Origin of the sequence: Brevibacterium sp. HMSC22B09, assembly GCF_001806795.1 — a bacterium.
In the GTDB taxonomy this organism is placed as follows: domain Bacteria; phylum Actinomycetota; class Actinomycetes; order Actinomycetales; family Brevibacteriaceae; genus Brevibacterium; species Brevibacterium ravenspurgense.
In genome coordinates this window covers 4,768-17,180 of the sequence record NZ_KV786035.1, presented here as the reverse complement: position 1 = coordinate 17,180, position 12,413 = coordinate 4,768, and the positions used below count along the sequence as shown (strand labels likewise).

Genomic DNA, 12,413 nt, shown 5'->3' with positions numbered 1-12,413 from the left:
AACGGGAGTTTCTCTTGCTAACCGGTGTGCGGCATGTATAGGGCACACTCAAACCAACAGACAAGCCTCCACCGTCCCAACCACAGAACGAGGTGGAGGCCCGGTGCCGACCGAAACGGCACCTCGTACTTTGACTAGGACAGCACTAGCTCAGCCAGGCAGCCCCACCCAGCCAGCCAGGCACCTCGGCCGGCGCATTTTCGGCCAACAAAAACACGCCTTAGCCGGAATCTTCGCTTTAGCCGCACACAAACACCGCTTAGCCGGAATCTTCGCTTTAGCAACCACTGCTAACGGGAGTTTCTCTTGCTAACCGGTGTGCCCCAGCTAAAGAAGGCGCCCAACCCACCCAGGCACCTCATCCCGCCAGCCCTAATCTGCAGAGCAGAGAAGAAAACCCAACAAAACGGCTGTGGCCGAGTGGTTTCCCACTCGGCCACAGCCGTTTCTGCAGTCAATAGCACCCAACGCTTCTAGCTTGAGCGCTCGGACGGTTCACTCAACCGCCCGCAGTCGCCGCATCACAGCGACTTCATGATCTCCTGCATGTATTCAGCGGTCTGGGTCGGGGTCTTGCCGACCTTCACGCCAGCAGCTTCGAGAGCTTCAGCCTTAGCGGCAGCCGTACCGGAAGAACCGGAGACGATGGCACCAGCGTGGCCCATGGTCTTGCCTTCCGGTGCGGTGAAGCCGGCAATGTAGCCGACAACCGGCTTGGTGACGTGCTCCTTGATGTACTCAGCAGCACGTTCTTCAGCGTCACCGCCGATTTCGCCGATCATGACGATCGCCTTGGTGTCGGGGTCGTTCTCGAATGCTTCGAGAGCATCGATGTGGGTGGTGCCGATGATCGGGTCACCGCCGATGCCGATGCAGGTGGTGAAGCCGAACTCACGCAGTTCGTACATCATCTGGTAGGTCAGCGTGCCCGACTTCGATACCAGGCCGATGGGGCCGGCCTCGGTGATGTTTGCCGGAATGATGCCGGCCAGCGACTGTCCGGGCGAGATGATGCCGGGGCAGTTGGGGCCGATGATGCGGGTCTTGTTGCCCTTTTCGGTGGCGTAGGCCCAGATTTCGGCGGCGTCCTGTGCGGGGATGCCTTCGGTGATGATGACCAGCAGGCCGATGCCTGCGTCGATGGCCTCAATTGCGGCGTCCTTGGAGAACGCCGGCGGAACGAATGCAACCGAAACGTTCGCGCCGGATGCTTCCATGGCTTCGCCGACGGAGCCCCACACGGGCAGTTCGACGTCGTTGCCGTCAGCGTCCTTGTGGCTGACGGTCTGCCCGGCCTTGCGAGCGTTGACACCGCCGACCACGTTCGAACCTGCAGCGAGCATACGGGCGGTGTGCTTGGTGCCTTCGCCGCCGGTGATGCCCTGGACGATGATCTTGGAGTCCTGGTTCAGGAAAATCGACATGGAGAAAGTCCTTTCGGGCGATCAGGCGTTGTTGGCGAGTTCAGCGGCCTTGTCAGCGCCGCCGTCCATCGTGTCGACGACGGTGACCAGCGAGTTGTTGGCCTCTTCGAGGATCCGACGACCCTCTTCGACGTTGTTGCCGTCCAGACGGACGACCAGCGGCTTCGTCGCGGAATCGCCGAGGATTTCCAGCGCCTTCACAATGCCGTTTGCCACAGCGTCGCACGCCGTGATGCCGCCGAATACGTTGACGAAGACCGACTTGACCTGTTCGTCACCGAGGATGACGTCCAGACCGTTGGCCATGACCTCTGCCGAGGCGCCGCCGCCGATGTCGAGGAAGTTCGCCGGCTTCACGTTGCCGTGGTTTTCGCCGGCGTAGGCCACAACGTCGAGGGTCGACATGACGAGGCCAGCACCGTTGCCGATGATGCCCACTTCACCGTCGAGCTTGACGTAGTTCAGCCCCATGCCCTTTGCCTTGCGCTCCAGGGGGTCCTCAGCGTCTTCGTCTTCGAGCTTCGCGAGGTTTTCGTTGCGGAACTCAGCGTTGTCGTCAAGCGTCATCTTGCCGTCGAGGGCAACGATCTTGCCGTCGCCGGTCTTGACCAGCGGGTTGACCTCAACGAGGCTTGCGTCTTCGTCCTTGTAGACCTTCCACAGGCTCTTGAGGACGGGAACGATCTTCGCACCGGTTTCAGCGTCGAACCCTGCTTCATCGACGATCTTCTGCGCGGTGGCGTCGTCAATTCCCGTCAGCGGACTGACTTCGACCTTGGCGAGTGCTTCGGGGCGCTCTTCAGCCAGCGTTTCAATGTCCATGCCGCCTTCCTTGCTGCACATAGCAAGGTAGGTGCGGTTAGCGCGGTCGAGCAGAACCGAGAAGTAGTACTCTTCTGCGATGTCTGCGCCTTCAGCAACCATGACGCGCTTGGTGATGTGGCCCTTGATGTCGAGTCCGAGGATTTCCTCTGCGCGGGCTGCGGCTTCGTCAGGGTTTTTGGCGAGCTTCACACCGCCGGCCTTACCGCGGCCGCCGACCTTGACCTGTGATTTGACGACAACCGTACCGCCGCCGAGTTTTTCGGCTGCGGCCCGAGCTTCTTCTGGAGTCTGCGCAACTTCGGCGCGCAGCACGGGAACGCCGTACTCCTCGAAGAGGTCACGGGCCTGATACTCGAAAAGATCCACGTGTAGTCCTTCTGTTGATTCTGCCGAGCCTCATGACCCGGCACGGGGTTCAGACAATCTTGCAGCTTGTCAACGCTTCCCACCTTAAAACACTGATGCGCTTAAGGACATCCAGGACGTAAACAACGTCCGAAACTTTGGGTTTTCCCAGGAAAACAGGGCCGGGAAGGTGTTCCAGCTCATTTAGCTCGTTGTTAAGAATCTCGAGATCGAACTATTATGGAGCCATGGACGAAGTCGACCGGATTGTCAGCGAATGGCAGCGTGAACGGCCCGACCTCGATGTTGCCCCCATGGAGGTTGTGTCCCGCGTCAGCCGACTGGCAAAGCTGCTTGATCGGGCACGCAAAGACATCTTTGCCTCGCACGGTCTTGACGTGTGGTCCTTCGACGTCCTGTCTGCCCTGCGCCGTGCCGGCGCTCCCTACCAGCTGTCCCCGTCAAAGCTGACGGAGCAGATGATGGTCACCTCCGGCACCATGACCAACCGGATTGACCGGCTGGTGTCAGCCGGTCTCGTCACCCGCAGTCCCGATCCTGGAGACCGCCGAGGTGTCAGAGTGCAGCTGACCGAGGACGGGCTCGCCAAGGTCGATGGAGCGATGCTGGACTTCTTGGAACGCGAACACGAACTCATGAGCAGCATGACCGGCGCGCAGACTCGCCGTCTGGCTGACCTGCTGCGCACCATGTCCGCGTCCTTTGACCTGCAGATCATGCGCGACTCCGAAGACTGACTCACAGGACTGAGCCGCAAGACCCAGCCGCACGCTGCGCGCCTGAGACGCACGCCACGTAGAATCAACCGAGAACTGCCGTCTTCCTGGGAGGCCATCGTGAAGCGCCTACTCGCATTTGGTGCCGTTGCCGCATTCAGCCTGGTCGGATGCACTGTCGTCGACAGTGAACGCCCCGTAGAGGGAGCATCGACTGCCCCAAGCGCCACTGAGCAAACCGAAGAAGGCACTGATGACAACGCGGACGGCAGCCAGTTTGTCGACGTCAGCCCCGGCGGGCCTAAGAACGAAGACCCCCTGTGGCAGAGCCTCGCAGAGGCAGCTGATTCGGGAGACCCCATCTACCTGTGGGCGTGGATGCAGACCGCTGAAGAACCCCGCGGCGATGATTCCGTCACCCTGAGCCCCAGCGCACAGGACAGCGTGAAAGTCACAGCACCGAAATCCACCGTCGATGCCAACGGCACATTCGCACTGATCACCGGAACTTTCACGGTTGAAGAGAAAGGCGACGGCGACTACGCGCTGACACTGAAGTCCCCGGACGCGAAAGACGAACTCGTCCCCGACGGCCCCACTTCCGAAGAGCGCTGCACAGCAGAGAACGCCCAGGACACGATCGGCGGCGCCGCCGACAAACTGGCTCAAGACCCCGATGCGCGGGATGACCTGCGCAAAGAATGGCTGTCTTCACCAGAAGTCTGGTGGGCAATCCAGGACGCGGGACGCAATCTGCGCGACACCGGAGGCGATTTTGAAGGAGACGGGCTCGCCACCGCCTGCGGCGACTACGTGCAGGGCGGCTGACTCTTAAACGTTCATGGCGGCTGAGGCTTCAGAGCCCTTCAGCCCAAGCGCTCATTCAGCGCTAGGCCATCCAGCCTGCTTATTCAGCGCCGCGCTGCGCGGCTTCGTCCTGCCTGCGCAGACCTTCGTCATAGGCTCGCAGGGTCGCCGGCAGGAACATCAGAACCAGCATTTCAATTCCGAGGATCAGCGGCCCCCAGAACATGTAGTCTCCGCTTTCGCTGAAGACACCGGGCCGAACAGACCAGGCGAAGAACAGCAGCAGAACGTTCCACGCAACTGCTGCCGGACGAGCCCACCGGCGGTATTTCCACAGGCCATTGGCTATACCGAACATGGATGCAGACATCAGCAGGAACATGAGCGCAAGGCCGACAAGCGATCCCAGGCTGCTGCCCGCTCCCGTCAGACCGGTGTACACGTAGATGCCGGCGGCAACGAGCAGCGCGACCCCTTGGATGACCATAGTGACAACCGCACCCACCAGGCTGAGCGGACGACGCGGAAGGTCGACTTCCGGCCGCTGTGCCGGTTGGAGTGCCGATGGTTCGCCGCGCTTGCGCCGCTCCCGTTCTTCACGGCGCCAGTCACCTGGGCGGCTGGCGCCACCACCGGGCCGGTCAGAATTTCCGGGACGGTTCACAGATCGATCCGTTCGAAGCCTGGCATCACGATTTCCTCCAGCAGGCGATCGCGAACATCCAGCGGGATGAACGCGGCACGCAGAGCTGCGGCGGTCGCGATCTCAAGGTCGATGATGTCCCAGCCCGCGTGATCAACCAGCAGTCGCATTTCGCGTGTCACCGAGGTCTGCGACATGAGCCTGTTGTCCGGGTTGACCGTGACGTTGAAGCCCAGGTCCTTCAGACCCGTAATGGGATGGGATTCGATCGACCGGGCAGCTCCGGTCTGAATGTTCGAGGACGGGCACACTTCCAGCGGAATCTGGCGGTCGAGAACCCACGCGGCAAGACGGCCGATTTCGCCCGCACCGTCAGTGATCTGCATGTCCTGCACGATGTCGACACCGTGGCCGATGCGAACAGCACCGCAGGCGGCAATCGCATCCATCATGCTGCTCAGACCGCCGTCTTCACCGGCGTGCAGAGTGGTGGGGAACAGTTCACCGCGCAGCAGATCAAGCGCTGCTTTGTGCGCAGAAGCAGGGTAGCCGTCTTCCGGACCAGCCAGATCAAAGCCGACAACCCCGTTGTCACGGTGACGCAGCGCAAGTTCAGCAACCGCGAGCGAATTGTCGTTCTGGCGCATGGCGGTCAGAATCTGCGCGGTCATGATGGTGCGGCCCTCCTGGGCTGCAATGGCCACGCCTTCTTCCATGCCCTTTTCCACCGCGGCCACGGCGTCGTCCATGGTGAGTTCGCCGGTCACGTGCTGTTCCGGAGCCCAACGGCATTCCGCGTAGAACACACCGTCTGCCACCTGGTCGAGCGTCCATTCGCGCGCTGCACGCGTGAGAGCTTCCGCGCTCTGCAGAACACCCACCGTCACACCGAAGGTTTTGAGGTATTCCGGCAGGCTTCCCGAATCAGCCTGAGTGCGGAACCACTCCCCCAGCTTTTCGGGGTCGTCCGCTGGCAGTTCGATGTCAGACTGGGCAGCCAGTTCGATGATCGTGGCTGGCCTCAGACCGCCGTCCAGGTGGTCGTGCAGGCTGACTTTGGGCAGCTGCAGAATCGGGTCATCCGGGTGCACTCCGGCCGGTACCGGGAACAGGTTTTCATCCACGCGGCCAGTCTAACGACTGCCCCTGACACAAGCAGGAACCCAACCCGGGCACCCAGGTGAGCTCCGCCTCGTCAGCTGTGCGATTCCCGCAGAAGCAGGCGGAAAACCGCCGATCAGGGTTCGCCGTGGAAGCCCAGGCGCTCCAGGGCGAGCGCCGTGAAGACGCGCACGGCAACCGGCAGTGCGTCCTCGTCAATGAGAAGGTCACCCTGGTGAATGTCGTAGGTACGGCCGCCCGGGGTGCGTGTTCCCAGACGGATGAGCGCACCGGGAACGTGGGTGAGGTACCACGCGAAGTCCTCCCCGCCCATTGACTGCGGGGTCAACTGGACCGAGGTGGGGCCGAGTTCACGGCGGATGGCGGCTTCTGCTGACGAAACTTCGTCTTCCGTGTTGACCACCGGCGGGACTCCGCGGCGGTGTTCGAGTTCAACTTCGACGCCGTAGGGGCCGGCGATGCGGTCCACGAGTTCCGGCAGAACTTCAGCCACCTGGTTCCAGCCGTCAACGTCAAGGCAGCGCAGCGTTCCCATCAGCTGGCCTTCGCCGGGAACGACGTTCGGTGCATGGCCGGCTTCGATCGCGCCCCACACAAGAGAAATCGCGTGGCGGGGGTCGATCAGTCGGTGCAGGGTGGCCGGCAGGTCGACGGCGAGCTTGCCCAGCGCGTACACGAGGTCTTCCGTCAGGTGCGGACGCGACGTGTGACCGCCGTGCCCGCGCAGGCGAATGATGACGGTGTCACCGGCCGCGGTGATGGCGCCGATGCGTGAACCCACCTTGCCAACGTCGACAGCCGGGTCGCAGTGCAGGGCGTAGCAGACGGGGACGTCTTCCAGGACACCCTGATTGATGACTTTGAGCGCACCACCGGGGGTGACCTCTTCGGCGGGCTGGAAAATACAGCGGATCGTTCCGCCCAGCCCCTGACGACGATCGATTTCATTGAGAACGAGAGCAGCACCCATGAGCGAGGTCAGGTGCACGTCGTGCCCACAGGCGTGGGCAACACCGGGAACGGTCGAGGCGAACGGGGTGTCGGTCAGGTCGTCCAAGGGCAGAGCATCAATGTCGGCGCGCAGACCGCACTTGACCGGGCCGGACCCAACATCGACCGTGAGTCCCGTGCCCTCCAGCAGGCGAGGCTTAAGGCCCGCGGCAGTCAGCCTCTCAGCGATCTTTTCGGTGGTGCGGAACTCCTGATACGACAGTTCTGGGTGAGCGTGAATATCACGCCGAAAGTCCCGCAGTTCGTCGGCAAACGCCGCAACTTCCGCCTGGATCACTGTGCCTCCGTTCAAATGTGTATCCGGGCGATTCTACGCCCGGGCCCAAATGAGCCTGCGCCGCAGTGACTTCTGGCGTCACACTTCTGACCACCTCTGGCAGCTTCCGACTGCCTCTGGGGTCACACTTCTGGTTTCACAGAACGTCGTCATAGCCGAGCTCGCGCGCCCGCTTCACCGCTTCCTTCACCCTCTGCGCCACGGCACGGCGGGTGACCAGCAGCGCGTCGTCGGTGTCAACGACCACGATGTTCTCCACACCGACCAGCGCAATTGCCCGCTCCGTCGTCGAATACACAAGGCCGGAAGAATCAACATCAACGAGCCGCACGTCATCGCCAGCGGCAAAAACACTCGACGGCTCACCTGGAATGGGCTGACGCAGCTGAGCTACAGACGCGAAATCACCGACGTCATCCCAGCCGAAGTCGCCGGGAACCACAACAACCCGGCCCTGCTCTGCAGCAGGTTCAGCCACCGCGTAGTCAATCGCAATGGCCTCCAGCCCCGGCCAGACATCGGCGAGCACCGCCTCGTGGTCCTCGGTGCCCCACGCGTCGGCAACTGCGGACAGTCCCGCGTACAGGTCAGGCGAGAACTCCTTGAACTGGGCCAGAAGAGCATCTGCCCGAGCAATGAACATGCCCGCATTCCAGCGGTAGCGGCCCGAATAGGTGTACCGGCGCGCGGTGTCGGCCGCAGGCTTTTCCACAAACTTCTCCGCCCGCATAGCCGTCGGCGCTTCCGCCAGGCCCAGGCGCTTACCCGCCTTGATGTAGCCGTAGGCGGTCGACGGGAAAGTCGGAGTGATGCCGATCGTCACAATGTCCCCACAGGCGGCAGCCGCATAGGCTTCCGCGACAACACGGCGGAACTCGCACGGGTTGGTGATCGAATGGTCAGCCGAAAACGACCCGATGACAGCTTCTGGGTCGCGCCGATGAATGAGCATTGCAGCCAAACCGATGGCCGCCGCGGAGTCCTTCGGCGACGGTTCGGCAATCACATTCGGGTCACCAAGCGACGGCAGCTGTTCCTGCACGCCCTGCGCGTGCGCCCGGCCCGTGACAACCCACCTGTTCTCGACAACCGCGAGATCCTCAATCCGCGCCCACGTTTCCTGCAGCATCGAACGGCCCGAGCCCAAAACATCAAGCAAGAACTTCGGCCGATCCTGCCGCGACAGCGGCCACAGCCGAGTGCCGGAACCGCCGGCCGGAATAACAGCGTGGAAACGAGAAAGCATCGCTCGATTGTCTCGCACACACCCGGCACCCACCGGTCCGACACGCTCAGCTCTCTCACGGTCCGCCCACCCCTACCTCACTCACGAGGTGGAGGCAGGTTCGGGACCGGAGCTCCACCTCGTACGCAAGTCAGGTCAGGAAGGCCCGATAGGGCATGGGAACATGCCCTAAATAGCCGGGAGTCGGCGAGTGTCGGCGAAACCGGACATGAGACAATAGAGGCATCCTCAGCCGACCGACCGAACGGCCAGCTGACAAGAACCTGCGCGCGACGCACAGAGAACCCATCAACCGCACATCCGGAAGATTGGAAAATACTGTGAAACGGGCGTAGATTCAAAACGCTATACACGCAATCGCAAAATGGAGGATGACCCGTGGCCAAAGCGTCAACGGGCACTCTGTACCGCGGACACGAAGGAATGTGGTCCTGGGTCGCTCACCGCGTCACCGGCGTCGGCATTTTCTTCTTCCTGCTGGTACACGTGCTCGACACTGCTCTCGTTCGCGTCTCGCCCGAGGCCTACAACGCAGTTATCGGAACGTACAAAACGCCTCTCATGGCGTTCGCCGAAATCGGACTGGTAGCAGGAATCGCCTACCACGCTTTCAACGGCCTGCGAGTAGTCCTCGTTGACTTCTGGAAGGGCGGCCCCAAGAACCAGCGCAAACTGTTCTGGGCAGTCATGGTCCTCTGGCTGATCGTGATGATTGCGTTCATCCCCCGCCAGCTGATGCACACGTTCGGAGGCTGAGCACAATGACAACACCTGTTATCCCCAAGCCCCGCGCCGAATACCAGCGCCACAAGACCACCAAGTCGAACTTCGAGCTGTTCGCATGGCTGTTCATGCGCATCTCCGGAGTATTCCTCGTCATCCTGATCTTCGGTCACCTGATCGTGAACCTGTGGATGGGCGAAGGCGTCCAGGGCCTCGACTTCGGCTTCGTCGGCGGCAAGTGGGCCAACCCGTTCTGGCAGATCTGGGACCTCGCCATGCTGTGGCTGGCCATGATCCACGGCACCAACGGCATGCGCACCATCATCAACGACTACGCCGAAAAGCCGCGCACCAACGTCACGCTGCAGATCATCCTCTACGTGGCGTCCGCAATCATCGTTGTGCTCGGCACCCTGGTGATCTTCACCTTCAGCCCCTGCCCGACCGGCGCAGACCCGTCGCTGCTGCCGAGCTTCTGCCAGGCCTGACCGCCGCTTAGGAGAATAGAGACCTTATGCAGGTACATGACTATGACGTTGTGATCGTCGGAGCTGGCGGCGCCGGCATGCGCGCAGCCATCGAATCCGGCCAGCGAGCACGCACCGCAGTGCTCACAAAGATCTACCCCACCCGCTCCCACACCGGCGCGGCACAGGGCGGCATGTGCGCCGCACTGGCCAACGTCGAAGAGGACAACTGGGAATGGCACACCTTCGACACCATTAAGGGCGGCGACTACCTCGTCGACCAGGACGCAGCCGAAGTCATGGCAAAAGAAGCCATCGACGCCGTGCTCGACCTCGAAAAGATGGGCCTTCCCTTCAACCGCACGCCGGAAGGCAAAATCGACCAGCGCCGCTTCGGCGGCCACACCCGCGATCACGGCAAGGCACCGGTCCGCCGCGCATGCTACGCAGCAGACCGCACCGGCCACATGATCCTCCAGACTCTCTACCAGAACTGCGTCAAGCACGGCGTTGAGTTCTACAACGAGTTCTACGTCCTCGACGTCATCATCAACGAAGTCGACGGCAAGAAGGTCGTTGCGGGTGTCGTGTCCTACGAACTCGCCACGGGCGAAATCCACGTCTTCCGCTCCAAGGCCGTTGTGTTCGCAACCGGCGGTTTCGGCAAGATGTTCAAGACCACCTCGAACGCGCACACGCTCACCGGTGACGGCCTGGCTGTCACCTACAAGCGCGGCATCCCGCTGGAAGACATGGAGTTCTTCCAGTTCCACCCCACGGGCCTTGCTGGACTCGGCATCCTCCTGTCCGAAGCAGCCCGCGGTGAAGGCGGTATTCTCCGCAACGCCGATGGTGAGCGCTTCATGGAACGCTACGCACCCACGATTAAGGACCTCGCTCCGCGTGACATCGTGGCCCGCTCCATGGCCAACGAAGTGCGCGAAGGCCGCGGTGCAGGCCCCAACAAGGACTACGTCCTGCTGGACCTCACCCACCTCGAGCCCGCACACATCGACGCCAAGCTGCCGGACATCACCGAGTTCGCCCGCACCTACCTGGGTGTCGAGCCCTACACCGAACCGGTCCCCGTCTTCCCGACGGCCCACTACGGCATGGGCGGCATCCCGACCACCGTCGCCGGTGAAGTTCTCGCTGACAACGACACGATCGTTCCCGGCCTGTACGCAGCCGGTGAATGTGCATGTGTTTCGGTGCACGGCTCCAACCGCCTGGGCACCAACTCGCTGCTCGACATCAACGTCTTCGGCAAGCGCGCCGGCATCAACGCCGCCGAATTCGCCAAGACCGCCGAGCAGCAGGAAGTCGCAGACGACGCAGCCGACATGGTGATCGACATGGTTGAAACCATGCGCAACTCCAAGGGCACCGAGCTCGTCGGTGACATCCGCGCTGAGCTGCAGGAGATCATGGACGCCAACGTCCAGGTGTTCCGCACCGATGAAACCCTGCGCGAAGCCATCGACGTGATCGGCAAGCTGCGTGAGCGTTACAACAACATCGGCATTCACGACCGCGGCATGCGCTACAACCTCGACCTGCTCGAAGCCATTGAGCTCGGCTTCCTCCTGCAGCTGGCCGAAGCTGTTGCCGTTGCCGCACTGCACCGCAAGGAATCGCGCGGCGGACACTTCCGCGAGGACTTCCCCGATCGCGACGACGAAAACTTCATGCACCACACGATGACCTACCTGGACCCCAACAGCACCGCCGAAGGAATCTCCGGCATGCGCCTGGAGACCAAGCCGGTCATCGTCACCCGCTACGAGCCCATGGAGCGTAAGTACTGATGGCAGAGAACAACGAAACCCCGGAACCGGCATCGAAGATCGACCTTCCGTCGAGCGTGTCCGGAGAAGGCGGCGAAGTCCCCACTTTCGAGTGCACGTTCCGCATCGCCCGCTTCATCCCGGAAACGGACTCCGAGCCGCACTGGGAGGACTACCAGGTCACGATGCACGGCACCGACCGTGTGCTTGACGCACTGCACAAGATCAAGTGGGAACAGGACGGTTCGCTGTCCTTCCGCCGCTCCTGTGCACACGGTGTCTGCGGTTCCGACGCTATGCGCATCAACGGCCGCAACCGTCTTGCCTGCAAGACGCTGCTGAAGGACCTCGACACCAGCAAGCCGATCACGGTTGAGGCCATCAAGGGCCTGCCCCTTGAAAAGGACCTCATTGTCGACATGGAGCCCTTCTTCCAGTCGTACCGCGAGATCATGCCGTTCCTTGTGACTTCGGGCCACGAACCGACGCACGAACGCCTGCAGTCGCAGGAAGACCGTGCGCGCTTCGACGACACCACCAAGTGCATCCTGTGTGCATCCTGCACCACGTCGTGCCCGGTGTTCTGGACCGACGGCCAGTACTTCGGCCCGGCAGCAATCGTCAACGCGCACCGCTTCATCTTCGACTCGCGTGACGAAGGCTCCGAAATGCGCCTCGAAGTGCTCAACGACAAGGAAGGCGTGTGGCGCTGCCGCACCACCTTCAACTGCACCGAAGCATGCCCCCGCGGCATCGAGGTGACCAAGGCAATCGCCGAAGTCAAGCAGGCACTTCTCACCCGCGCATTCTGATTGGGTGAGCCGGCCGCAGCTCTTAGGGGCTGAGGTTTAGGTTTAAGGAAGGGGCGAGTCCGAAAGGGCTCGCCCCTTTCTATGTGCCCTTTCGGTATTGCCTCCAGAGCCACAGCGAAAACACCCCTTAGCCGGGATCTGCGCCTTAGCAACAAGGAAACTCCCTCTAGCCGGGTTCTGCGCTTTA

General features: G+C 62.1%; 12 protein-coding genes. 6 read left to right on the top strand and 6 right to left on the bottom strand.

Annotation, left to right across the window (positions count from 1 at the left end; translation table 11 throughout):
• Window positions 1-521: 521 nt before the first annotated feature.
• Both sucD and sucC read right to left on the bottom strand, forming a co-directional pair.
• Complete coding sequence (sucD, locus tag HMPREF3087_RS10290; RefSeq protein ID WP_070429041.1) at window positions 522-1,424, bottom strand: succinate--CoA ligase subunit alpha; 903 nt, start codon at window positions 1,422-1,424, stop codon at window positions 522-524.
• Between the two features lie 21 nt (window positions 1,425-1,445).
• A complete protein-coding gene (gene sucC, locus HMPREF3087_RS10285) occupies window positions 1,446-2,615 on the bottom strand; it encodes an ADP-forming succinate--CoA ligase subunit beta (protein WP_070423988.1) in 1,170 nt (389 codons plus the stop codon).
• A 227-nt stretch (window positions 2,616-2,842) separates the two neighbouring features.
• Here sucC and HMPREF3087_RS10280 point away from each other — a divergent pair, with 227 nt between their 5' ends.
• A complete protein-coding gene (locus tag HMPREF3087_RS10280) occupies window positions 2,843-3,352 on the top strand; it encodes a MarR family winged helix-turn-helix transcriptional regulator (RefSeq protein WP_061941358.1) in 510 nt (169 codons plus the stop codon).
• Between the two features lie 99 nt (window positions 3,353-3,451).
• Window positions 3,452-4,159 (top strand): hypothetical protein, encoded by a 708-nt coding sequence (locus HMPREF3087_RS10275; protein ID WP_070429040.1) that lies wholly within the window; start codon window positions 3,452-3,454, stop codon window positions 4,157-4,159.
• A 79-nt stretch (window positions 4,160-4,238) separates the two neighbouring features.
• Here HMPREF3087_RS10275 and HMPREF3087_RS10270 read toward each other — a convergent pair whose 3' ends face one another.
• The 4 genes from HMPREF3087_RS10270 to HMPREF3087_RS10255 all read right to left on the bottom strand — a co-directional run bounded on the left by HMPREF3087_RS10270 (window position 4,239) and on the right by HMPREF3087_RS10255 (window position 8,437).
• Window positions 4,239-4,802 (bottom strand): hypothetical protein, encoded by a 564-nt coding sequence (locus tag HMPREF3087_RS10270; RefSeq protein ID WP_070429039.1) that lies wholly within the window; start codon window positions 4,800-4,802, stop codon window positions 4,239-4,241.
• Window positions 4,799-5,905: an adenosine deaminase gene (locus tag HMPREF3087_RS10265; RefSeq protein ID WP_061941364.1), complete on the bottom strand. Its 1,107-nt coding sequence runs from the start codon at window positions 5,903-5,905 to the stop codon at window positions 4,799-4,801. Before HMPREF3087_RS10265 ends, HMPREF3087_RS10270 begins: the two co-directional genes overlap by 4 nt.
• Before the next feature lie 113 nt (window positions 5,906-6,018).
• Entirely contained in the window at window positions 6,019-7,191 is a 1,173-nt protein-coding gene (locus HMPREF3087_RS10260; protein WP_061941366.1) for an amidohydrolase, read from the bottom strand.
• A gap of 136 nt (window positions 7,192-7,327) precedes the next feature.
• Window positions 7,328-8,437, bottom strand: a complete 1,110-nt coding sequence (locus HMPREF3087_RS10255) for a mannose-1-phosphate guanylyltransferase (protein WP_070429038.1) — start codon at window positions 8,435-8,437, stop codon at window positions 7,328-7,330.
• A 378-nt stretch (window positions 8,438-8,815) separates the two neighbouring features.
• On the opposite strand from HMPREF3087_RS10255, the gene sdhC reads away from it, so the two are divergent.
• Genes sdhC through HMPREF3087_RS10235 form a run of 4 tightly spaced genes read left to right on the top strand, consistent with a single transcriptional unit; the run spans window position 8,816 to window position 12,226 of the window.
• Window positions 8,816-9,193, top strand: a complete 378-nt coding sequence (sdhC, locus tag HMPREF3087_RS10250) for a succinate dehydrogenase, cytochrome b556 subunit (RefSeq protein WP_082784656.1) — start codon at window positions 8,816-8,818, stop codon at window positions 9,191-9,193.
• Between the two features lie 5 nt (window positions 9,194-9,198).
• Window positions 9,199-9,648 carry a succinate dehydrogenase hydrophobic membrane anchor subunit gene (locus HMPREF3087_RS10245; RefSeq protein ID WP_019174678.1) on the top strand — a complete coding sequence of 150 codons (450 nt, stop codon included), beginning with the start codon at window positions 9,199-9,201 and terminating at the stop codon, window positions 9,646-9,648.
• A 26-nt stretch (window positions 9,649-9,674) separates the two neighbouring features.
• Window positions 9,675-11,435: a succinate dehydrogenase flavoprotein subunit gene (gene sdhA, locus HMPREF3087_RS10240; protein ID WP_061941370.1), complete on the top strand. Its 1,761-nt coding sequence runs from the start codon at window positions 9,675-9,677 to the stop codon at window positions 11,433-11,435.
• Complete coding sequence (locus HMPREF3087_RS10235; RefSeq protein WP_061941372.1) at window positions 11,435-12,226, top strand: succinate dehydrogenase iron-sulfur subunit; 792 nt, start codon at window positions 11,435-11,437, stop codon at window positions 12,224-12,226. Before sdhA ends, HMPREF3087_RS10235 begins: the two co-directional genes overlap by 1 nt.
• Window positions 12,227-12,413: the final 187 nt, after the last annotated feature.